This is a genomic window from Paenibacillus gallinarum (assembly GCF_014836635.1).
In the GTDB taxonomy this organism is placed as follows: domain Bacteria; phylum Bacillota; class Bacilli; order Paenibacillales; family Paenibacillaceae; genus Paenibacillus; species Paenibacillus gallinarum.
Map to the genome: position 1 here is coordinate 108145 of NZ_JACSQL010000013.1, position 23370 is coordinate 131514.

At 41.9% G+C, this 23370-nt stretch carries 24 protein-coding genes; 8 read left to right on the forward strand and 16 right to left on the reverse strand.

What is annotated here, in order from left to right:
• Positions 1 to 5 precede the first annotated feature (5 nt).
• Entirely contained in the window at positions 6 to 668 is a 663-nt protein-coding gene (locus H9647_RS21305) for a hypothetical protein (protein WP_191803881.1), read from the forward strand.
• Positions 669 to 705: 37 nt separating this feature from the next.
• On the opposite strand, the gene H9647_RS21310 is transcribed toward H9647_RS21305, so the two are convergent.
• From H9647_RS21310 to H9647_RS21330, 5 genes are all read right to left on the reverse strand, one after another.
• Entirely contained in the window at positions 706 to 1497 is a 792-nt protein-coding gene (locus H9647_RS21310) for an SDR family oxidoreductase (RefSeq protein WP_191803825.1), read from the reverse strand.
• A gap of 202 nt (positions 1498 to 1699) precedes the next feature.
• Positions 1700 to 1975 carry a YqkE family protein gene (locus tag H9647_RS21315; RefSeq protein WP_191803827.1) on the reverse strand — a complete coding sequence of 92 codons (276 nt, stop codon included), beginning with the start codon at positions 1973 to 1975 and terminating at the stop codon, positions 1700 to 1702.
• Positions 1976 to 2437: 462 nt separating this feature from the next.
• Positions 2438 to 3094, reverse strand: a complete 657-nt coding sequence (locus H9647_RS21320; protein WP_191803829.1) for a peptidylprolyl isomerase — start codon at positions 3092 to 3094, stop codon at positions 2438 to 2440.
• Between the two features lie 198 nt (positions 3095 to 3292).
• Positions 3293 to 3706 (reverse strand): hypothetical protein, encoded by a 414-nt coding sequence (locus tag H9647_RS21325; protein ID WP_191803831.1) that lies wholly within the window; start codon positions 3704 to 3706, stop codon positions 3293 to 3295.
• 40 nt (positions 3707 to 3746) lie between these two features.
• Positions 3747 to 3908 carry a hypothetical protein gene (locus tag H9647_RS21330; protein WP_191803833.1) on the reverse strand — a complete coding sequence of 54 codons (162 nt, stop codon included), beginning with the start codon at positions 3906 to 3908 and terminating at the stop codon, positions 3747 to 3749.
• A gap of 145 nt (positions 3909 to 4053) precedes the next feature.
• Here H9647_RS21330 and H9647_RS21335 point away from each other — a divergent pair, with 145 nt between their 5' ends.
• The 4 genes from H9647_RS21335 to H9647_RS21350 all read left to right on the forward strand — a co-directional run bounded on the left by H9647_RS21335 (position 4054) and on the right by H9647_RS21350 (position 8470).
• Positions 4054 to 4422: a hypothetical protein gene (locus H9647_RS21335; RefSeq protein ID WP_225229467.1), complete on the forward strand. Its 369-nt coding sequence runs from the start codon at positions 4054 to 4056 to the stop codon at positions 4420 to 4422.
• 53 nt (positions 4423 to 4475) lie between these two features.
• Positions 4476 to 6371, forward strand: coding sequence for a sensor histidine kinase (locus tag H9647_RS21340; protein ID WP_191803834.1), 1896 nt, complete (start codon positions 4476 to 4478; stop codon positions 6369 to 6371).
• A gap of 106 nt (positions 6372 to 6477) precedes the next feature.
• Complete coding sequence (locus H9647_RS21345) at positions 6478 to 7170, forward strand: hypothetical protein (RefSeq protein ID WP_191803836.1); 693 nt, start codon at positions 6478 to 6480, stop codon at positions 7168 to 7170.
• A gap of 349 nt (positions 7171 to 7519) precedes the next feature.
• Positions 7520 to 8470: an aldo/keto reductase family protein gene (locus tag H9647_RS21350; RefSeq protein ID WP_191803838.1), complete on the forward strand. Its 951-nt coding sequence runs from the start codon at positions 7520 to 7522 to the stop codon at positions 8468 to 8470.
• A gap of 68 nt (positions 8471 to 8538) precedes the next feature.
• Here the strand turns inward: H9647_RS21350 and H9647_RS21355 are convergent, their stop codons facing one another.
• Complete coding sequence (locus H9647_RS21355) at positions 8539 to 9774, reverse strand: acyltransferase (RefSeq protein ID WP_318245353.1); 1236 nt, start codon at positions 9772 to 9774, stop codon at positions 8539 to 8541.
• A gap of 495 nt (positions 9775 to 10269) precedes the next feature.
• On the opposite strand from H9647_RS21355, the gene H9647_RS21360 reads away from it, so the two are divergent.
• On the forward strand, positions 10270 to 11055 hold the full coding sequence (locus H9647_RS21360) for a C40 family peptidase (protein WP_191803842.1): 786 nt from the start codon (positions 10270 to 10272) through the stop codon (positions 11053 to 11055).
• A gap of 64 nt (positions 11056 to 11119) precedes the next feature.
• On the opposite strand, the gene H9647_RS21365 is transcribed toward H9647_RS21360, so the two are convergent.
• Positions 11120 to 12025: an ArsR/SmtB family transcription factor gene (locus tag H9647_RS21365; protein ID WP_191803844.1), complete on the reverse strand. Its 906-nt coding sequence runs from the start codon at positions 12023 to 12025 to the stop codon at positions 11120 to 11122.
• Between the two features lie 193 nt (positions 12026 to 12218).
• On the opposite strand from H9647_RS21365, the gene arfA reads away from it, so the two are divergent.
• On the forward strand, positions 12219 to 13730 hold the full coding sequence (arfA, locus tag H9647_RS21370; RefSeq protein ID WP_191803846.1) for an arabinosylfuranosidase ArfA: 1512 nt from the start codon (positions 12219 to 12221) through the stop codon (positions 13728 to 13730).
• A 98-nt stretch (positions 13731 to 13828) separates the two neighbouring features.
• Here arfA and H9647_RS21375 read toward each other — a convergent pair whose 3' ends face one another.
• The 9 genes from H9647_RS21375 to H9647_RS21410 all read right to left on the reverse strand — a co-directional run bounded on the left by H9647_RS21375 (position 13829) and on the right by H9647_RS21410 (position 21744).
• Positions 13829 to 14254: a TipAS antibiotic-recognition domain-containing protein gene (locus H9647_RS21375; protein ID WP_318245351.1), complete on the reverse strand. Its 426-nt coding sequence runs from the start codon at positions 14252 to 14254 to the stop codon at positions 13829 to 13831.
• Positions 14255 to 14309: 55 nt separating this feature from the next.
• Positions 14310 to 14444 (reverse strand): MerR family DNA-binding transcriptional regulator, encoded by a 135-nt coding sequence (locus H9647_RS26235; protein WP_318245352.1) that lies wholly within the window; start codon positions 14442 to 14444, stop codon positions 14310 to 14312.
• Between the two features lie 172 nt (positions 14445 to 14616).
• Positions 14617 to 14781: a hypothetical protein gene (locus tag H9647_RS21380; RefSeq protein ID WP_191803848.1), complete on the reverse strand. Its 165-nt coding sequence runs from the start codon at positions 14779 to 14781 to the stop codon at positions 14617 to 14619.
• 104 nt (positions 14782 to 14885) lie between these two features.
• Entirely contained in the window at positions 14886 to 15725 is an 840-nt protein-coding gene (locus tag H9647_RS21385) for a hypothetical protein (protein WP_191803849.1), read from the reverse strand.
• Between the two features lie 77 nt (positions 15726 to 15802).
• Positions 15803 to 16270 carry a hypothetical protein gene (locus H9647_RS21390; RefSeq protein WP_191803851.1) on the reverse strand — a complete coding sequence of 156 codons (468 nt, stop codon included), beginning with the start codon at positions 16268 to 16270 and terminating at the stop codon, positions 15803 to 15805.
• A gap of 36 nt (positions 16271 to 16306) precedes the next feature.
• The gene (locus tag H9647_RS21395) at positions 16307 to 16774 is read right to left on the reverse strand and encodes a hypothetical protein (protein ID WP_191803853.1); all 468 of its coding nucleotides are present in this window, start codon (positions 16772 to 16774) and stop codon (positions 16307 to 16309) included.
• Positions 16775 to 16815: 41 nt separating this feature from the next.
• The gene (locus H9647_RS21400; protein ID WP_191803855.1) at positions 16816 to 17889 is read right to left on the reverse strand and encodes a WXG100 family type VII secretion target; all 1074 of its coding nucleotides are present in this window, start codon (positions 17887 to 17889) and stop codon (positions 16816 to 16818) included.
• A 263-nt stretch (positions 17890 to 18152) separates the two neighbouring features.
• Complete coding sequence (locus tag H9647_RS21405) at positions 18153 to 20009, reverse strand: ABC transporter ATP-binding protein (protein WP_191803856.1); 1857 nt, start codon at positions 20007 to 20009, stop codon at positions 18153 to 18155.
• Positions 20002 to 21744 (reverse strand): ABC transporter ATP-binding protein, encoded by a 1743-nt coding sequence (locus tag H9647_RS21410; protein ID WP_191803858.1) that lies wholly within the window; start codon positions 21742 to 21744, stop codon positions 20002 to 20004. Before H9647_RS21410 ends, H9647_RS21405 begins: the two co-directional genes overlap by 8 nt.
• Positions 21745 to 22213: 469 nt before the next feature.
• Between H9647_RS21410 and H9647_RS21415 the strand changes: the two genes are divergently transcribed.
• On the forward strand, positions 22214 to 23125 hold the full coding sequence (locus tag H9647_RS21415) for an S-layer homology domain-containing protein (RefSeq protein WP_191803860.1): 912 nt from the start codon (positions 22214 to 22216) through the stop codon (positions 23123 to 23125).
• Positions 23126 to 23370: the final 245 nt, after the last annotated feature.

A 23370-nucleotide genomic window follows, 5' to 3' on the forward strand; every position in this document is an offset into this window, starting at 1 on the left:
GAAATATGGAATGGGGAAAAACAAATAATGACTACCTCACCATGTATCCCGTGAGCGGGATTAGACTGAATGCAGGGATTCTTGTTCTATTTTTCCTTAATCTATTTTTGGTCATCCCTGTATTTGGCGTACCGTATCAACCGATATATGCCTATATCCTATTACCGCCGCTTGCTATTATGAATATATGGGCTTTGGCTTTGATTGTTGCTCCGCGTAAGCTTCAGCTGAACTACGTCTTATTCAGAGGTGTATTCGGTATTGTCAGTTCGCTCGGTTTCATAATTGCGACACAGAAGTTTGCTTACACAGGGCTCGATTTTAAAACACCAATGTATGCTATAGGTTCTTTTGCTGCCTACGGTTTTGCATTATACCACTACATCAAGTCTCATCTCAGGAAGCTAAAATCACCGCGTAAAATGAAGAAGCAGGAGAGAAGAATACCAAGGGTACCCGTAGCCGCATTAACGGGGCTTGGTTATCTGGCTGCGAATCTTTCGCTCATGTTTGTAACGGAAGAAGCGGTTACGATCGTCCTCATGTGTGTTTACTCTATGCTTGCTTTTGTTATGTTTCATTTCATACTGGAACTGCATCGTTATTATGGGCTCAATAGAAGAACAGTAGGTACAAAAAAACCTCCGATCTCTGCAGATTCGCAGTAGATCCGGAGGATTCATATAAAATATAGGTAACCGGAGTTTAACCTCGAAGCAGTGATTCTGCTCCATCTACATAAACTTCCGTACCCGATACGTGTGAAGCTTCATCAGAAGCAAGGAACAATACTAGATTTGCGACTTGTTCCGGCTTACCGGCTTCACCAGCGAGAGGATGCCCGCCCTCAGGATACTCGACAGGAATTTGAACTTCTTCCAAGTCATCAGAGCGAGTCGTCTTACCGTCAATCTCCGTGTCAATTGCACCTGGGTGAACAGAATTTACACGGATTTTGTATCTCGCCAGCTCCAGTGCAGCCATTTTCATAAATGCAGCTTGCCCCGCTTTTGTTGAAGCGTATGCGGAGAAACCGATGTTCGAGAAGACCCGGTTCCCATTAATGGAACTGTTAATGATAATGCTGCCTCCGTTATCTTTCATATAAGGGATTGCATATTTAACCGTTGCGAATGTTCCGCGCATATTGATACACATCGTTTGATCCCAATCTTCCACTTCCATGGTTTCAATTGGAGCAAGCTTGCCGTTTACTCCAGCATTTGCAAAAACGATATCGATCTGGCCGCCTGCAAGTTCAGCTACTTCTTTCATTGCGCTTTCCACCATGTTGGGCTCAGAAATGTCACATTCGACTACGTCAGCACGGCCGCCGTTTTTCTCGATTATTTGTTTTGTTTCCTCTGCCTTTTCTACCGTCCGGTCCAGTAAAAATACACGAGCCCCTTCTTTAGCGAATCGAATGGCTGATGCTTGACCGATACCGGAACCTCCACCAGTTACAACTGCGAGCTTGTTTTCTAGACGTAGTGTCATTCTTTTTTCCTCCCTTAATTTTAGAATCTATGTGAGTACTGATCTAATGTGTTTTCTTATGTACGGTAAATACCCCGGCCAGAGGAGTTTTGAATCAGAATCAAATAAATACAAAATCCCTGCATTCTCTTTACAAGAAAGAGCATGCAGGGATTAGGGCTGTATTTCTTTACCTGTAAATGAACTTCCATACAGGCATGCCTTATTTAAATTTTTTCCATTCCATAGAACTATTCTCGAGCAGGTGTTCAAAATCGTTATCTAGTCGCTTTTGTTCTGCTTTTTTCTTTTCTTCTGCAATTCGTTTGGCCTCTTCCTGACGAGCAGCTTCGGCTGCTTTGATCTCGGAGGCTTGGGCCTTAAGCTTCCCGAGAACTTCTTCACTAAGTAAATCTTTTAGTGTGGCTGCACTTCCTTCATGAGCAGAAGACCGCTGTGCAGACTGTGAAGGTCTTGATCCATTCTTTTTCTTCACCATGACGATCCCTCCATTTCGTTGTGTAAAAAGTATAACAGGAATTATGAAGTGTTGAAACTGATATTTGGATGAAATATACACCTTTTCTTCACGGAAGCATAGTCTAAAAAAGAGAACAAAGGAATAGTTATAAGAAATAATGATAGCGCTTTCTTTAAAATAGTGTAAAATATAGAAACAAGAAAGAAGACAGAGTATACAGCTTATTTTGAATACCGATACTACGACTAATTAAACAGTGAAGGGGTCGTTGATATTGGAAGTGAATAATACACAGCTGCTGAAAGGGTTAATGTGGGGCACCATTCTCAGTATACCGCTCTGGATTTCTATTATGGGTTGGGTTCGAATCTTGTTTTAAAATATTTGTTTCTCGTGTAACACATACATGGCATGGTTAAAAAAAGACCGGCAAGCATACAATAGGGGACTAAAACCCATTCATGCTTGTCGGTCTTTTCATTATTGAATCTTTTCCGGTTCCGGATAATCTACACCGAGCGTATCTACTGTTACTTTTGTCATAACAGGCGGATTTACGGGCCGAGCTTTTTCTCCTGTTTTAAGATTGGTGATTTCATCAACCACATCCATACCTTCCGTCACTTTACCAAAGCTAGCATAAATATTATCTAAATGCTCGGAATCGGCTTGTACAATAAAGAACTGTGAGCCTGCGGAATCCAGATCATTCGAACGAGCCATAGAAATGACACCTCGGGTATGCAGCAAGTGGTTCTTCACTCCATTACTTGTGAATTCACCTTTGATACTATAGCCGGGGCCACCAGATCCTGTACCCTCCGGATCTCCGCCTTGAATCATAAAGTTCGGAATCACACGATGAAAGATCGTACCGTCATAAAATCCGCTGTTAGCCAGCGAGATAAAATTGTTCACTGTATTAGGTGCAACTTCAGGATACAACTCTAAGACGATCTTTTTGTCATTATCCAGTTCAATGGTTGCCACCGGATGAGAAGCATCTTCGTTCGGAATGCCAACGCCTCCGAATTCAAGCTCATCATTTTGCGCTTCATCTTGTCCACAACCCGCAAGTACAAGCAGAAGGGCGGAAACAATAAATAGAAGTTTGAAACCTTTAGATCTGACGAACATACAAGCTCCTCCTTGATTCATGTCGAATATGATTATCATACCCCAAAATAGGACAAACAGGAAAGAACCCTATCCATATGGAAAGGGTCTTTTTCTCTCATTTTACTATTTTAGGAACAAAACAGTAACCAAAATGTGGGTATTAGTTTATACTATTTAAATAGTTTACAAAAAAAGTTTCAGAAACGAGCTCTGGTTTTATTTTTGATCAGGATTACCTACTCCATTAATCAGATCGGTTCCATGCATGGCATCGGGATCAGGGGATACCGGATCAATGGGGCTGTCTTTTGCAATCTCATCTGCATCGGGTACAGCAGCAAGATCAGGTTCGGAAGAGCGAAGAAGTTCCTCGTTAGGAATATTGAAATCTTCTTCTTCCGTATCATCTGCCAAAGAAACAGGGCGGAGATCCTGCATAACCCCTTCTTGAGCTGTCTCAGCATCAACTGGTTCCGTATCTTCGTCAAGACTAATCGTCTGTTTGGTATACGTATTCACATAATCCAGATCATCTTCTGGTATCATATCGATGTTTTCTGACTCTTGATTTAATGTTTTATATCGATCATAAGCAAAATCCGCTTCACTTGTTCTTGGTTTATTATCCATCACGAACTCTCCTTTTGATTTGATGTTATATACTGTCCGTTTAGAACATAGGGAATACATATTTTACGAGGAAATACAGTAGTCCAAAGAAAATAATGATGTAAGCCGCATACTTAATGAATGTTGATGCTACTAAACTAGAATCGGATTTTTTCTGAACTTCTCTTCGTTCAACCTCTACATTCTGATGTGAATCATTCATTTTCGTCTCCTCCTTATATTCTCATAACCTATGCCCACAGTTTGTTCTTGCCCATTCTTAAACCTCTTTGAGGTAGCTTGAATCAGGGGAGAACACAGGTAATGAAGTAAAGAGGAATATGTTCAGAGAAAGGAAGAAGTCGTCAATGGAGTGGTTTACTTTTGGAAATATGTTAGAAACGATTCAAATTGGACAAAAAGCATCGACACCTGGTTTTTCAAGAACGGTCGTCCGTACACCAAGTGGTTTATATTGGACCGGTGGCATATGGAATGGCAAAGTCGTGGAGATCAGGGATTATTTATTCTCAGACATTTGGACGATATATGAAGATGAAGAGAGTCTCGTATGGGAAGAGTACAGAGAACCTATGGAGCGTAAAATCATAGAAATGATTACGAACCAATATGAGGAAGAACGAGCAAAGAGACAAGAAGAAAGAAGAGAAGAAAGAAGAGAAGAAAGAAGAGCAAAACCTGCTCAGACACTATGGAAAAATAAGGATGTATTCTAATCCTTTTAAGAATAGGAATCCATCATACTAATTGAATTATTGAGGTGCGAATAATGAAGATTGTTCCTAGAGTATCGGCTGTTATCATCTTGTGTTTACTATCGGTACTCTTCTTATTACCACCGACCGTCAGTCATGCAGCTGAGGAAGGTCAGCCCCGGAAATTGACAACATGGGAGATGGCTTGGCCTCAGAACCCGGCAGATAATACGGTGGATAAGCTGGTTTCTGGAAGGGATGAGTGGACAACCATCCATGCAGATTCCTCCATAGAACAACAGCTAACGAGCTCGCCGCATACAGCCTGGATCAGAATAAAGCTGCCAGAGGATGTAGAAGACAATATGGCCATTTTTTTTGAACGTATCTATGGTCAGCAGATTAGAGTCTATAAAGATGGACAGATTTTGTATGAGCAAGGGACTCAGCATCAATTTAATAGAAACCCGTTATTGATACCCTTAAGTGATCAGGATGCCGGGGGAACGATTTATATTTGGACCCATAGTGATTATTTTAAAGTGGGTGTCGATCCGTCGATCTGGATCGGCTCTTCTGCCAATCTGAATAAGAAATATGTGGGGGACGGAATAGATGAATTGGTCCTTGGGAGTATGCTGCTCGTGTTGACCATTGTAATCACTGCATTCTCGACGTTTATGTATAAGTTAAAGTATAAGTTATGGGTTGGAATATCCGTTCTGATTGGGTGTTTAGGATTTACGATCTCGATGAATTCCAGTACGATTTATACATTTTATCCGGATATGACGCAGCTGTTTTACTATTTCTTTTTAATTTGCTTTGCTATAGAACTGCCCGTGCTTGCCTACTGCTTTGAACAAATATTTACTTCTGATGCGGCAAATGGAATCATTCGCAAGCTGAGAAAATATCTTATGGCCTATACCCTGTTTTATATATTATGTACGGTAGCAAGTCTGCTATCTCCAGAGACTTATCCCTTTATGAAGTTTATAACAGGTCCTGTTTTTGGGGTGATTTATGTACTGGAACTATTAATCTTGTTATATGTGACGATCAAAGAGGCGATTAGAGGTGAACAGGGGGCAACCTTACTTTCCGTTGGATTTGGTTTATTTGCACTCACAACCATAACAGAATGGATTTTATATTACTCCGTACCTTGGTATGAGTTAGAAATATCGAAATGGACCATTTTTATTTTTGTCTGCTCGATTTTGACGGTGAAAGGCCAAAGGTTGCTTGGAAAATATGAAGAAGTGGTACGTTATACAGAGGAACTGGAGGCTGTCAGTAATGAACTGCAGCGCTCTGAGAAAATCAAAATCATCAGCGAACTCGCTGCCTCAGTTGCTCATGAAGTGCGAAACCCGCTGCAGGTCACACGGGGATTCTTGCAGCTAATGAGCAAGCAGGATGATGACAAGAATAAAAAATATGTAGGCATTGCACTAGAAGAACTGGACAGGGCATCGGACATCATCAATGATTTCTTAACTTTTGCGAAGCCTGAATTTGATCATATTGCACTTATTAATCTATCTGAAGAATTCAATCATATTGAAGGAGTCCTCATCCCGATGGCGAACCTCGAGGGAGGCATAATCATAATGGACATCCCAAGTAATTTGTGGATCCGCGGCAATTCTTCCAAGTTCAAACAGGCTTTTATCAATATTATGAAGAATAGCATTGAGGCACTGCAAGGCTGCGGAGAAGTGAAGGTTAAAGCTTATCTTAAAGGAACGGAAGTCGTGATTCATGTTCAAGATAATGGAATAGGTATGAACCAAGAGGAACTTGTGAGACTTGGTGAGCCTTACTTTTCTAATAAAACAAAAGGAACAGGACTCGGTATGATGGTGACGTTCCGGATTATTGAAGCGATGGAGGGCACGATTGAATATAGCAGTGAAAAAGAAGTAGGAACAGAAGCCGTAATTCGCTTTCCTTCAGGAGTGTAGCAAGCGACATCTACTTATTTTTCTTGCAATGGATAAAAAAGGGGTATGTTCGTCCACAATAACAAGGTGTAAGTAATTATAAGCACCAGGAAGGTGGACAATACAGATGAAGAAATATCTCGTTAGAATTGCATCTGCAGCATTGCTTGGATCCTTACTTATGGGGCAAGGCAGTTATGTAATGGCGCAGCCTGACGTTGTACTTACGGAGACTGAGAAGCAGAATACGGCGGACTGTGGACATACAGGTCATTACCTGTATTTTATGGAAGAGACGGCTAAGATTTTAAAGATAGATATAAAGATGCTTGCGGCAGAGATGCAGCAAGGAAAAACAATTGCTGAGATTGCGAAATCGAAAAACATGACAAGTCAGCAGCTTGAAGAGCAATTGAAGCCAGCTGTGGAGCAACGCGTCGATGAAGCAGTAAAAGCAGGCTGCTTGTCCAAAGAACAAGCGGTCTCGATAAAAGAATCGATAAGCGAAAGATTAAATAAAGTGATTCATACACCGATTAGTGAGCTGAAACAGAAACATACTAGCCACGGCAAAGGACAAAGTAAGATCAACCGAGAATCCATAGCCAAGTTTCTTGGAATCACAACAAGTCAACTTGATCAGGAGCTGAAGCAAGGGAAGTCGTTAGCGGAGATTGCCAAGGCCAAAGGGATCAGTGAGAAGCAGCTTATTGATCATTTGAAAGAAGAATTGACACCAGATCTAACGAAGTTCATTCATCGTAAAATAAAAATGAATCCAAGACCTGGCCATGAAGCCTTGTCTCCCGAAAAAAGCTGAACAAGACTCTAATCTACTTTACCGTATATACACAAAATAAAACGACCTGTTCTCCACCTCCTTAGCGGGGGGAAGAACAGGTCGTTTTATTTATGTAATGGTTTAGAGTGAGTAGATTTGCTTGACAGTATCTGCTTCTGCAATTAGTATTTTTCCTTATACTGCTAATTGAGGCGGGGTTTTATGAAAAAAATAATTAGATTCAGATATATCTTACCCTTTTTATATTTCTGTAATCGTGATAAGTAAATTTGTAGATTTCATAAGATCGATGAAATCGAATTAGCCACCTAAGTCTTTTCAGGAGTCGATGTTCTACACTAAAATGGGGAGTAGGAGGCGATATGGGATGTTTTACCGCAGAGTAGGGAGCAGCGGGCTGAAGGTTAGTGAAATCAGTCTTGGAAGCTGGCTTACATATGGAGGATACGTGGAACGGGAAAATGCCATTCTCGCCATTGAGGAAGCGTATGATCTAGGAGTCAATTTTTTTGACACGGCAAATGTATATGAACAAGGGGCGGCGGAGGAACTGATCGGACAAAGTCTTGCTCCTTATCCAAGGCATTCGTACGTTCTTGCTACAAAAATGTATTTCCCTATGGGGGAAGGACCCAATGATCAAGGATTATCTCGTAAGCATATTATGGAACAGGCAGACGCGAGTTTGAAACGTTTGGGGCTTAGCTATATTGATATCCTATACTGCCATCGGTATGACCCAGAGACACCGCTGGAAGAGACTTTGCGCGCGCTGGATGATCTGGTTACTCAAGGTAAAATTTTATACATTGGTGTGAGCGAATGGACGGCAGCTCAGATGGCAGAAGCCCACGCAATCGCAAGCAAATATCTGCTGGACCGAATCGTCGTTAATCAACCCATGTATAATATGTTTGAACGATCCATTGAAGATGAGATCATTCCATTTGGTGAGGAAAAGGGAATTGGACAAGTCGTTTTTTCGCCCTTAGCTCAAGGTTTATTGACTGGGAAATATAACTCGGCTACAGAACTTCCTGAGAACAGCCGTGCAGCAAAGCTGGATTTCGTTCGTGAGGGAATAACAGAAGATAAGATTACGAAAGTGAAGCAACTGGGCAGAATCGCTGAGGAACTAGGGTTATCTATGTCTCAGCTGGCCATCGCCTGGATTTTAAGACAAAAGAATGTAGCTAGTGCACTTGTCGGAGCAAGTCGCCCGCAGCAAGTTGCGGAGAATGTCAAAGCTTCCGGCATAAAGCTTTCAACAGATGTACTGCAGCAGATTGAATATATACTTAAAACTAAGGATCATTAATCCACAAGGAAAAGCCCCACTAAAGTTATGCACCTGTTCATAACTCCAGTGGGGCTTTTTCAATTTGTTTATTCTGTTAAAGAATTGGTGGCAGGTGTCTTCATTCCAGGTTCGATCTTATCCAGCTTTGTGGTGGTTACTCTTCTCCGTCCAAGTCCCACCAAATAACGAGAAAATGGCAGGCGAGACAGTCCATAACTAATGAGAAGAGAGAACACGGCCGTTAGTGCAAATGTTAGCAAGGTGAATCCAAGATGGTAACCTGCCAGTTGAAGTGGTCTTGTAAAGAACGAGATCCAGTAAATCACCAGTGCATGTACCAAATATCCGCCAAAGGAATAACGACCAATCCATGTAAAAAGTTTATAGAATTTGCTCTTCACAGATAGAAGATGCAAGATGCCGTAAATCAGAAACATTTGCGATAAGATGAGTACAAATGTTGTCGGTTTTAAATAAGTGGAGATATTTAAATTCATGGTGTCTCCAGAACCCCGCAGCACATCATACGCAAGATACACAAAGAGAAGGATGGATAGCAGGGCATTCCAAGGCAGTATTTTTACCATAACGCTTCGGAACCGATCAAGCATGAATGCGCAAACGGCGCCAAGAATGAAATAGAAGATATACATAACGAAAATATTAGTACGGTGGTTAAGTAAAGTCTGTCCTATTCCCGGTGCTATTGCCCACTGTCCCATACGGTAATAGGAGAGATATAGCAGATAAGCATAGGCAATTCCGCTAATCAGCAAGATTGTTAAGACAATTCTATTTTGTTGTTTGTACTCCATTCCTTCAAGCCTGCTTTTGACCTTAATTGCAATCCAGCGAAACAATGGAAACAGCAGATAGAACTGAAATACCATAATGATAAACCATAAGTGATATCCAGCTTGTGGTGTAAACAACTCTCTAACAAGACTTTTCCATGTTTCTACATCCAGCCAATTCGTATACATCGTTAAACGAAGCGATAGCCAGTATACCAGAGTCCATAGTAAAAACGGCACATAAATATCCCCAAACCGTTTACGAAGGAAAGAGGGATAGTGCAGTTTTTGCTCATGATTATAGAACAGAAGCACGGCAGATAGAAAAACGAAAGTCGGCGTTCCAAATCTTGTGAGATGATATATGAACATGAGCATAATGGAATCCGCGGGAAGGATATCTGCTCGGTAAATATATTCTGCCAGACTATGCTGCATGACGATCGCTAGAAAGGCGAGCCCCCTAAATGGAGTCAGCTCCTCAATTCTTGGTTTCTTCAGGGTAATAAACCTCCAATCTGGGCATATCTAGTTGCCCATCTCCTTATTGTAACGAACAAATATTAAATTCAAATGAAAAAAATCTACCTGGGAGAGTTAACATTTGATGTCGAGACTGCTCAGGAAAATCAATAGTTACAAAAAGGTTAAAATCAACATTGAACTTCTTGTAACCTTTGATGAACCGGTTCCAAAAGTACTAGTAATTGTTTCCACTAATGAAAACAGATGTGAGATATATAGGTATAAAGAACTATGAAAGATTTTATTTTCATATAGTTGATTTTTATTGATTTATAAAAGATTAACTTGATTTTATTAGATTAAAAAGCAGTAAAATCATGGTATATCTCTGAAAAACACACTGAAATTTTATAGGTATTAAGAACTATATAGACCAAATCAAAATTATTACTAAAGTCTGATGATGAAGCTTGAATCCTCGCCTAAAATGGGACAAGTCAATGGTCACTGAAGCCATTAGAATGGACAAAAACTTATGACTTCTAGGAGGATTACGACATGAAGGTTACAAAAAAGATACTTACTGCATCCATTACGGCAGTTCTGTTACTTGGAACAGTTAATATGCCTGCTTTTGTAAATCAAGCTTACGCGGCAACGACTACATTAGAAGTGATCTACGGTGTTAACTTTAGAAAAGAACCAAGCACTTCTTCCTCTGTAATTCGGATGCTTAAAAAAGGTGAAAAAGTTACACTAGTGAGTAAATACAGCTCAAGCTTTTGGAAAGTAAAAGATTCGAATGGCGTTACGGGTTATATTTCTTCCTCTTCTAAATATACAAAAACAGTTAGTGGATCATCCCAAAGTGGAAGTAGTGACTCATCCAGCAGTTCATCCAGCAGTGCAACCGTGGAGAAAGTCATTTCTGCCGGCATGAAATATCTAGGTACACCATATAAGTATGGTGCAGACCGAAACAGCACGAAATATTTTGATTGTTCTTCCTTTGTACGACGTGCTTTTATGGATGGTGCGGATGTAACGCTCCCAACGGATTCCCGCAAACAAGCTACTTATGTAAAAAATAAAGGAAACACGAAGAGCAGCATCTCTAGTCTAAAACGTGGAGATCTGATGTTCTTTATGTCCTATAAAGGTTCAAGCGCTTCTTCTTACTCTGGGATTGATAAAAGTAAAGAGACCGTGACACATGTAGGTATTTACCTTGGAGATAATAAAGTGCTGCATACGTATTCCACTGACTCCGGCGGTGTTCGTGTAGATACCGTTACAGGGAAGCACTGGCAGTATCGTTTCTTATTCGGAGGAAGCGCACTATAACAATAAACCAAAAAGACAACTCTTCAAACAAAGAAGAGTTGTCTTTTTATCTATTACTTTAGTTTCATTCATGATAGAGCCGCAAAATAATGTTTTGGTTGTAATTTCCGAATCCCTCACCATATAAGGTAAGCCCACCCGCATGCTTGGCGTCTTCCGCTGTAGCCAGACGAAAAGTCCATTGATTTCGGTTCACCGGAATATCTGTGATGGTTACATCCGACATTCGCTGCCCATCGATAAAAGTACCCATAGGAGTTACTCTAATAATCTTTAACAGTCCATACTGATTTACATCATCGAGCCACCAATCTGGTGTAAATACACCGCGCCCATGTCCTGAATCACCAGGACTTGTCCATATTCCAAGTTTCACGCCATTTAGCGTAAAGCTGATATCAGACGGCCAGTTTGGATTCACACCTGGCGCTTCTGAGCCAATCTCGAATGAAAGTTCAATTTCGGTAAGTGAATGACCTTGTAATACGTAATTTGGGATTTTGTATTCTACATACCCTTTACCAAACCAGAGGATATGTGCATTCACTCGTTCAGGGTCAAGAAAGTAACGAGGGTCATCATATTGACCAATTACTTTTTCCGTAGTAGACAGCCCGCAAGTTGGGTGAACCTCACATTCCGTATAATGACCAATCGGAATGGACACTTCTTGATATTGACGAGAATTTTGCGCCTTCTGCGGCATCGTAATTTCAATCCAATCTACAGAAAGGGAGTTGATTTTATGTGTGCCGCCATTTTTTCGAATCATCTTAGATTCCGTTATGCCAACTTCCTCTAGTTTACGAACATGCATCGTAACGATGGCACTGCTTAGGTTTAATCTTGCTGCAAGCTCTTTGATATTGAGCGGCTGCTCCGCAAGTAATTTGATAATGGAAAGACGTACATTGCTAGCCAGAGCTTCATAGAGAGGAAGCCACTTTTTATCTGTATTTGCTCTAATCATTTAAATTCTCCCCTGAACGTTCAATAGTTAATATCAACTATTATAGAATTAGCATTAATATAAATCCAATGTTTTTTGAGAAAATAGATTTAAGAGGGTTGATTTTATACTATATTTGGATTTTAATATAAAGTAAGCGGTATCAATTTATAGTGGGATTAATTTTTGTATTAATTTAAAGAGGTGAAAAGAGATGGGAAACAAGGCAAAGATGGTTGTAGATAAAGATTTTACAATTGGTGAAGTAGACAAACGTATTTATGGATCGTTTATTGAACATTTGGGCCGCGCTGTATACGGCGGGATTTATGAACCTGGACATGAAACGGCGGATGAGTCTGGGTTCCGTGGGGATGTCCTTGGGTTAATTCAGGATCTTCAAGTACCGATTGTACGTTACCCAGGTGGGAATTTTGTATCCGGTTACAACTGGGAAGATAGTGTAGGTCCCAAAGAGGAACGGAAGCATAGACTGGAGCTTGCTTGGAGAACAACAGAAACGAATGCATTTGGATTTAATGAATTTGTGGATTGGGCGAAGAAAGCAAATACCGAAGTCATGATGGCTGTGAACTTGGGTACACGCGGGATTGATGCAGCACGTAATATTGTAGAGTACAGCAATCATAAATCAGGCTCGTATTATAGTGACCTGCGTATTAAACACGGGTACAAAGAGCCGCATAATGTAAAGACATGGTGTCTTGGCAATGAGATGGATGGACCGTGGCAGATCGGGCACAAAACAGCAGAGGAGTACGGCAGAATCGCCTTGGAATCTGCGAAAGTAATGAAACTGGTTGATCCTTCTATAGAGCTTGTTGCCTGCGGCAGTTCGAGTATTCATATGCCGACATTCCCTGAATGGGAAGCAACGGTACTAGATCATACGTATGATCATGTAGAGTATCTTTCTTTGCATCAATATTACGGAAATCGGGAACAAGATTCAGCTCAATTCCTGGCGCGTTCACTAGAAATGGATCAATTTATTGAAACGGTAACGGCAACTTGCGATTATATCAAAGCTAAAAAACGCAGTAAGAAAAAGATGTTCCTTTCTTTTGATGAATGGAATGTATGGTTCCACTCCAATGATAATGACAGAAAGATCGAACCTTGGGGAGTTGCACCTCCTCAATTAGAAGATGTATATAACCATGAGGATGCACTGCTTGTAGGCTGTATGCTGATCAGTTTGCTGAAACATGCAGATCGTGTAAAAATGGCATGCCTCGCGCAGCTTGTTAATGTCATTGCTCCAATCATGACAGAGAATGGCGGCGCAGCATGGAAACAAACAATCTATTATCCGTATCTCCACACATCCGTGTACGGCCGTGGTCAGGCACTCGTTCCGCTGATCCAATCACCTAAGTATGATACGAAAGAAATTACGGACGTTCCGTATCTGGAGGCAATTGCGATACATAACGAAGAGGCGGGAGAAGTTACAATCTTCGCTGTCAATCGTCATCTGGAAGAGTCGCTTCCTGTAGAAGTAGATTTGCGCAGTTTCGGTGACTGCCGTCTGATCGAACACACCGTACTCGAGTCTGACGATCTGAAAGCTGTGAATACAGCAGCGAATCCAAACCGTGTGGCTCCACATTCAAATGGGAACGCAGTGGTAGACGGAACAACGGTTACTTCACAACTTGCTAAAGCCAGCTGGAACGTGATCAGGCTCAAAGTGAGTGTATAAGAAGCACACAATATTTATTATTTTTATTAAAAACCTCTACTCCGGGAATCTCTCGGGGCAGAGGTTTTTCTAATCCACAGAATGTATAGAATCATACTCTAAGACTTGTTTACATAGTGATGAATAGCATCTCTTAGAAACTGGGCTGCGCCGGGGCCTGCCTTATCATCATAGTAAGAAGTAAATCGCGCATCTGCTACATACATATCGGCAAGGTGTTGATATGCCTCTTTGGAAAATGTACTCCATGAGTACATCAGCCACTGTTTATGTTTCTGTACGATCTGTTCGGCTTCTTCAGATGAGGGGCTATTTGTCTCAAGTGCTTTTTTCAGTGAATCAATGATTTCGGCTTCAAGAGTCTGCATCTGGTGATAATCTTGTTCACTTATTCCTCTTAATCTGGCGTTGCTTTCATCGATCTCGCGGTCCCCATATTTCTCTCTGATCTCAGCACCGTAGTTACGTTCATTTTCCCTGATTCGCTCCGCTTTTAAACCTTCAAATTTCTCTTTGTCCTGCATCTTTATTCCTCCTTCTTTACTCTCAATAGTTACCTTCACCGTATGGAGCAATTGTTCAAGATGATCCATAAATTCGATAGCCGGATGAATTAATTCGGGCTGGCGGCAATAGTCCAATCTGATCGTAGTACCGGAGTGTGCGCCCGCTGACCCCAGATAATTCTGCCAATTGATGAACGGTGTATTCCATGATGAATCCTCCTTACAAATCTCATCCTAAACTTATACGTAACGTATAGGTCAATAACTAATTTTTAATAAAATTTAGTTCTGTCAGCTATGTAAAATAAGCTCCGCAGTACTCCCGATCGGAAGCAGCTGCGAAGCTTATCTTTAATCCGTATTTTGCTCAAGTATACAAATTAATTCTGTTTTTCATTCTTTTGTGCGGAAGGTTGTTTTTCAAATACTTCAGCCGCTTCTTCAGCAGAAAACTCAGTATCGAAAGCTCCTGGTACAGGCAGCTTATTCAGCTTCGTATTGCTAACCTCTGCTTTGGTTGGTTCATTGCTTGATGATTTACGCATGGGAACACCTCCTTTACACGAACATCAACAGTATTTTTCCATACATGGCTATTTTCTATACCACATTTGGGACTGTGATCTAAGGATCGGAGGGAGAGATGAATTTATCGCTGAAAAGAAGGCGTTGCAAACTTGTCAATCATATCTCTCAGTTGCTTACGAATTGAGTGTTCGGTGGAACACTCAATTTCAATGACAGGCTCTGACGTAGGATCAGGCTGAATATTATGGACACTGTAAAAATGCTCTTCTACATTTAGCAGTAACAGCATCTGCTCTGGAGTTGGCATTTCTTCATCACCATAATGAAGAATGCTTAGATTATCTAGATTTTTCCCTGATTTTATAAAGGCAGAACCCCAGGCCCGGATCAATTGTTGTTCAGGATCGGTTATCGCCCATCCACTTAAGAGAGTGGAGACGTTTGTATCCGGCGAAATAGCAGTAAGTGCATTCCATCTGGACTCAGATAAACGAAGCTTGGTGGATTTTGCAGGAAGTAAACGCTCCTGACTGAGATAAAATCGATATAACTCTTCTTCCCATTCGGAAGGTTCTGTCCAAGTAAACAGATGAATTCGCTGATTTACTGCGAGATGGTACAAGTATTGACCACGCTGTTCTTCTTCTCCGGCATGAATCGTGAGCACTTTTTCTTGATCATTCATAAGCGAATAGCCCCGGAGCATCCTGCGGCTTCTTGCAAAATGAATGAGCATTTCCAACAGATCAGGCACGAATTCAATTTCCGTCTCTTCTAAGCTGACAATAAGTCCTTTGGAAAGAAGACTATGAGAAGCAGCCTGAAGGATCAGTTCCCATTCACGCTCTGATAGTTCTCCGTACATCGGTTTCAGCAAGCCGGCAGCTACGTCCTCTGCTCCCATTGATGCGAGTGCAAAGCCAAACTCTTCTATGGATAACGTAATTAGTGGTTTGTCCATAATTCCTCCTATTATCTGTGATAATGAAAAGCTCGAAAACATTGGCAGGTATGTAGTTGGATATTTTTGTTTTGTACTTATTTTGTGCTTGCCCCATTATGGACACGGCGAAGTTGTTTCAGTGTTCTGTTTAGTTCGTCAGTACTTAGTACATGGTAGGTGTTGATATCCACATGTTCTCTATTTTTTAGCTTCAATCGATAGAAAGGAGGGACCGATTGCACCCACTTATTCATGGATGATTCGTGAAGCTCTATTTTCTGGATTGAACTCCAGGGAATGAGGGTTCCGTCTTTCAGCACGATATTATTATGATCATATGAGAACAATGGTTTCTTAGAGAAACTAAAGCGCAGCATCAGTATGAGCTGAGGACCAACAAACCAGAAACCAATCAGCATACCAGTGGCATAGTAAAAAGCTTCAGCTATACCCAGGTTATCTCCAGTAAGGGCATAGACGAGCAAAAAACAGCCGGAAATGATAATGAGAGCAGCCATTGCTTTTCCGAAAGCTAGTTTTCGTCGATAGGATATCGAATGCATGGGTTTAGCCTCCAGTTTCTTATGAGAGGGGGTATATTATTTTATACTTCCCCCATTATGGACACGGCGAAGTGTTTTCAGTGTTCTTTTTAGTTCATCAGTACTTAATACATGGTAGGTATTGATATCCACATGTTCTCTATTTTTTAACTTCAATCGATAGAAAGGAGGGACCGATTGCACCCACTTGTTCATGGAAGATTCGTGAAGCTCTATTTTCTGAATTGAACTCCAGGGTATGAGGGTTCCGTCATCTAGCGCGATATTGTTTTGATCATAAGAGAACAAAGGCCTCTTAAAGAAGGTCAGGATCAATAGTCGAATGAGCTGAGGACCGAAAAACCAGAAACCAATCAGCATACCACTGGCATAGTAAATGGCTTCACCTATACCCAGGTTATCTTCAATAAGGGCATAAACGAGCACAAAACAGCCGGAAATGAGAATGAGGGAAGCCATTGCTTTTCCGAAAGCTAGTTTTCGCCGATAGGATATCGATTGCATGGGTCAACCTCCGGTCTTTGCGATAACTTCGTATTTCTGTATTATTTAAATAATCCGCTAGCCCAGCGGATGGCACCTTCGGCTGCACTTGCCACATGTTTACCGGCGAATGACCCCACAGCACCTCCAACATAAGCGCCTACTGCCGTTCCTACCGGTCCAAATGCACTTCCAAGCGTTCCGCCAACAATGGCACCTGCGCCTGCAGCTGCTGATTTAATAACGACATTGGAGGCAGATATGGCAACGTCTGTTCCGGTGAGGGTTCCGCTCTTTATTTTCCCAGCAGTTTTGATACCTTCATCAAAAATATTAAGTCCTACGTTAATAGGAAAGAGTTTCTTGCTGATCATCTTTGGAATCGCTGAAATCTTCATTCCATACTGGCCTTTTTGTACTCCAGCTACCACATTACGAGTCCACTCTGGAAAACTGCTTGCTTTACTAAGACCGAGCCCGATTTTCCCTATTTTGAGGTTTCCGGCCCAATTATCGAATCCTTTCAATCCCTTCATGACAAGACCAGGCTGACGAAATTGTTTATCTATTCTTCTTGCCATATTTCTTAGGAAGGTATCGGGACCTTTTCCGTTTACCCATTTTGCATTATGAATGACTGCTCGGGTTGGATCTTTAGCACTCCGTTTGAATTCAACGGTCTTTGTTAAGACGAGTGTGCTCGCTAGTCCACTGTATAATGCAGTCCCAGCCATAGCAAGATTTCCGCGTAAACCATTGACTGTACTCCATGCACTCGAACCATTGTCAAATGCATCCGAAAGGGTCTCTTTCGTTTGTTCTTGCCATGCTTCTTTGCTGTTTCCTTCTGACGTGATTCCGGTATCTTGTGAACCATCTGCTTCCGCAAATTTAACGGAGATGGAATGAAGATCGGTACCAATCGAAGATACTCTAGAAGTAAATGTCTCCATCTGGGAACGAGCGGTCTGGAAGTCCTGATAAAACCGTTCCTGGGTTATGCCTGACCACTGGCTTTGCAAGGAGAGAATATTTGCATTCAGACTCGCCACCATACTTTTACTTTTCTCGGATGCTTGCGTAAATTGTTTGGAGATTTCGAGAATACGTTCCGGGGGGACTACAATTCTTGTCACTACCATTCACCTCATCAAAGATATTAAACAGAAGAAGGGTTCTATCAATATATGGTGCATTTACCCAATAATTCTAATGTTAGAATCATTCGGTTGGCAACTAAAAATGGTTGATTTGGCACAAAACAGGTCTTAAGGAAGGGTTGAGATATGAGCCCAAGGTTCCGTTACGCTCTCATTTACAAAAAAACAGCCCCAAAAGCAGGGTAGCTTCTGAGGCATCTTCTTACTATTTGCGTACTTACGTACGAACAAAGCTGAGTTTAGCCGGCATCATTTCGTGATTTTTCTTCAAATATCGTTTCACGTCCCGCTTCAAGTGCATGTTGATATAAATCTTCATACGTTCCTCTCAGCTCCATTAGTTCTTTATGGGTGCCGGATTCCACGATTCGGCCTTCTTGCATAACAAGAATACGGTCCGCATGCATGATGGTCGATAATCGGTGAGCTATGACAATGGTAGTCCGCCCGGCAGCTACAGAAGAGAGCGCATTTTGAACTAATTGTTCCGTATGTGAATCCAGATTCGCTGTTGCTTCATCCAGTATGAGAATTCGGGGCTGGAATACAACAATACGCGCAAAAGAAATCAGCTGCCGTTCTCCTGCAGATAACCCGCTGCCTCTTTTGGATAGATGCGTATCATATCCGTCTGCTAAACGGCGAATCATGGAATCTGCCCCTACAAATTTGCAGGCTTCGATAACCTGCTCTTTGGGCACATCTTCTCGAAACAGCCGGATGTTATCTATGATCGAGCCGGAGAAGAGAAAAGGGTCCTGCTGAATCAGCCCGACAATTCGGTGCAGCGTTTCTTGCGGCATTTTACGAATATCAACACCGTCAATCTCAATACTTCCCTCATTCACATCATAGAATCGATTCAGCAGACTGATGACCGTACTTTTACCCGCACCGGTTGTTCCTACAATTCCAATCATTTCACCCGCATGAACAGTCAGATTCAGGTTATGAATGATAGGCTGATCCTCAAGATAACCAAATGAGACATCGTTAAAATCAATTCGTCCGTTCACATCGTCTGTTGTTAGGGTGACGGCTTTATTTGTATCCGGTTCTTTCACTCCAGGATCCGTGCTGAGTATCGCCCAGATCCGTTCCATCGAGACTGTAGTGGACTGGAATGTATTCCACTGCATCGTAATTTGGTTGATCGGCTGGAAAAATTGACGGATATAACTGATGAATGCATAGAGTACGCCGACTTCCAGTGAGGAACCGAGGACCGCTTTACCGCCTAACCAGATCATAAGTACAAGGGCAATATTCCCTAGAATATCAAAGGTTCGGTTAAAGATGACGTTAGACCGAATCTGCCTTACATTAGCCGAAAAGTATTGTCCATTCTGCTCGTTAAATTGTTTCATTTGTTCCTTTTCCTGATGATAAGCCTGAATGAGAAACATGCCGGATAAGTTCTCCGCGATAAAGGAAACCAGTCTCGATAAGCGGGTTCTTGCTTGCTGATAGGTTTCACGTAGATATTTACGGAACAACACGGCCACAAGGGCAATGAATGGAAGAACAGCTACAGAATATAGAGCAAGTGTAACGTCCAGCTGGAACATAAAAACAATAATCATCACGAGCATCATGCCATCTCGTATCAGACTGAGCAGTACCTGTGTAAAGAAAGAACTGATCGTTTCTGTATCACTCGACACATTGGTGACAAGGCTTCCGCTGTGTTTACGATCGAAAAAGGACATCGACATCTTCGTAATATGAGTGAACAGATCTTTACGGAGTGCAGCTACTATATTCTGTCCTGCATACTGCAACAGATTATTTTGAATATAAGTGAACACAAAACTAATGACCGACAAGACAAGATAGACAAGGGCAATTTGAATGAGAAAAGTAAGCCCAGTTCGGCCTAGTGCTAGATGGTCATCGATAGCGACTTTAATGAGATACGGCTGTGAAAGTTCGGCAGCAATCCCAAGTAAGGAGCAGAAAAAGATGAGAACAAAAGTAAAGCGATGCGGCCTGCCATATCTTAATATGGAGCGGAATGCACTTGTATTTTGTTTCTTATCTTCATCCAAATCCAAATGGGTACGGGGTTGTTTCTTTCTTATGATCGTATCAGACATGATGCAATCCCTCCTCCTGAATACGGGCAAGAGAAGCGTACCTGCCTTCAAGGTCTATCAGGTCTTGATGCGTACCTTGCTCCATAATCCGTCCTTCTTCAAGAACGACAATCACGTCCGCATGTTTCACCGCACTGATCCGGTGCGAGATGATCAAGGTCGTTTTATGTTTACGATCTTTTTTTAATTGGTTTAGAATACCGGTTTCGGTTACCGCATCCACTGCGCTCATGCTGTCGTCCAGAATAAGTAAAGGTGAATTCTTCATCAGTCCTCTAGCGAGACTTGTACGCTGCCTTTGCCCGCCTGACAAGGTGACACCTCGCTCACCGAGCGGAGTTTCAAATGACTTAGGGAACTGAATGATATTATCGAAGATCATCGCTTGTTTCGCAGGTTCCTCCACCTGACTGATCGTAGCCGTTCGATTGCTGAATGCAATATTGTCACGAATCGTTGTGCTGAACAAGAATCCATCTTGAGGTACATAAGCTAATTTGGAACGCAAACTTTCCAGTGTCAGACTACGTACATCGGTTCCGCTGACTTTGATTGTGCCGGCAGGAGGTTCATAGATGCGGAGCAGCAATTTTACGAGTGTGCTTTTTCCACTGCCCGTTCGTCCCACGATGCCGACCGTTTTTCCTGATGGTATGACTAGATTAATATCCTTAAGAGCAAACTCTTTACTGCCTGGATACTTGAAGGATAGTTCCTGAATTTGAATGTCTTCTACCTGCTTCAGTGGTTTTGCATCGGCGGTCTCACGTACATCAGGAATTTCAGCGAGCAGACTGTTGACACGTTCAAGAGAAGCGCCGGACCGCTGCATCATATTAATCACATTCCCGATCTGCTGAAGGGGGCCCATAATCATACGCAAGTACAGGGTCAGAGCTACAAAACTACCTAGACTGATTGTATTCTGAATCGTCATGTATCCGCCTACCACGATAGATACAACGAGGGAGAATGCTCCGAGCAGTGGAAGCAGTGCCTGAAAAAGGGACGAGAGACGTACCAGCTTCAGCTGTTTATCCCTTATTGCATCTACAGAAGCACCAAAACGAATTCGTGAGATTTCTTCCGTTGCAAACGTTTTGGTAACACGAATCCCGCCAAGTTGTTCTTCCGCTGATTCTGTCATTGATGCAAGCGCTTCCTGAACAGCTTTTGATCTTTTGCGAATACGGGGTCCGAAGTACACTACTAGAAAAGGGATAGCCAGCAGAGGACCTACACTGATCGCAATGAGCGTAAAGGGAATGCCGCTAATCATCATCATGACTACACAAGACAGCAGCAGGAATACTGCATTCGTTGTCTGATTAATGCCGTTAGATATGGCTTCCCGGACGGAAGTGACATCATTCATTACATAGCTGAGAAGCTTGCCTGTGCCTTGTTTCGCAAAATATTTTTCACTGAGCTCTGAAAATTTACCGAAGAGTTTTTGCCGGGTAATGAACTCGAATCTTCTGCCGAGCCGCATAATCATAAACTGGCCGAGTCCGAATAAAGCATTGTAGGAGATCGCTATAATTAGTAGCTGCAGACTGAAGTGGATGATTTTATCCATGGTGAGCGTTTGTCTTTGCAGTTCATCTGTAAATTGACCTACTACACGGGGGAGCAGGGCCTGATCAACATTGGAGATAATGATTAGCAGAATGGCACTAAGGTAGGAAACCCAGTGAGACTGTACATAGTTACGAAGTAAACTTCGATCATTCACGGATCACTCATCTCCTTAATCAGTGTTTGCGGACACAAAAGGGCAGGACGCTGGTTGTCAAAAAAGCGTCGTGCCCTTTCTAATGTATGTATTTTGCTGCACATTATAATCTTATTCTTAAGTAAATTCGCTTTAATGTCAAACCGTTTAGTGGCCATAAAACAGCTTTTATGGAAGTGCACTCTAGCCCAAAAAAGAATGTGATGAGATTTCTCCTCATTGGGGAATATATAAGTAGTCTTACAGAATTAGACTTTGCCATGAAACATATTTCAAAATTTTCTCGTTTAGAGAATAGAACATATACGAATCAATTTCATAATACCTCTAGTTGCCTTAATCAGGAGTATATATAGATCAAAATGGTTCTATTTGTCTATATATAGTTACAAATTCATCGTTTTCATGAGTTATGAAATTGATTCACGTGATTGAATTAAAGGTTTATAAATGATGGAGGTAGGTTACGATGAAACATTTAACCGTTAAAACTTCAGTTGTAGCTTTAAGTTTGACCTTTGCTTTTGGAGGAGTGTCAGCTTATGCTTTTGACGATGTTACATCAGATACACAGGTTCAGATGCTTCAGGCGCTTCGCGATCAAGGGATTGTGAAGGGAGTGTCTTCAAATAAGTTTAATCCCGCAGGCACTTTATCAGAAGCTCAAGGTATTCAGATGATTGTAAATGCATTTGATCTGAGCGCAGGAAACGAAAAGACGGAGCCGGGAAACCTGAAATGGTATCACGCAGCTTATGATGCGGCTAGAGCGGAAGGGTTGTCCTTACCAGCAATAAGAGACGCAGAAGAGGCACTCACGAGAGAAATATTTGCAAACCTCCTATTCGAAGGGATAAACACGACAGGTGAATATCCTGTTATCTTACTCTACAACCACATCAAAGATGAGCAAGAAATCAAACCTGAGTATATCTCTTCGATTCAGAATTTACTGAATATGAAGGTAACTAGCTTGGGTGATGAGGAACAATTTAGACCCCGTGATACGCTCACTCGAATGGAGGCGGCAGAGATGGTCTATCAAGCAAGAGAGTTCATTGATCGACATGGAAGCGGCGGTGGAACGGATGAAACACCGGGAACTGTGCCGGGAAGCGGTCAGCAAGCAATGGTACCTGAGGTATCATCTCAAACGATAGATGAGAAGACGGTAAAAGTGAAAATTAGTCTGGAACTGCCCAATCCCGGCTATGGTCTTGAGATTAAAGATGTAGAACTTAGTAAGAATGGAAAAGCGATCATCAAGTATGAGATCATTCAACCTGATCCTAACAAAATGTATCCGCAGGTAATTACAGAACGGTCTGCGGAGACGAATATCCCTTCAGGATATACGCCGGAAGTGGCGCCATTTTCATAACGCTCCGGAATTCAGGCGCTCCGGAATTCCATCTGACTGTTTCGTTGTTTTGCTTCGCAAAGCCAAAGGCACTGTCAGATGGAATTCCTCCGCTGGGAGGGTTAAAATAAGAAAACTGGTTTTCTCTTTTTTGATGGGACCCAAAAAGACGTCTTCTGTTCACATGTCTGAACTGAACCCTATTAAGTAGACAGTTTTAAAAAAAGGATGCGCTGCTGTTTAAGCGGCAATGAGATGACTTCGGT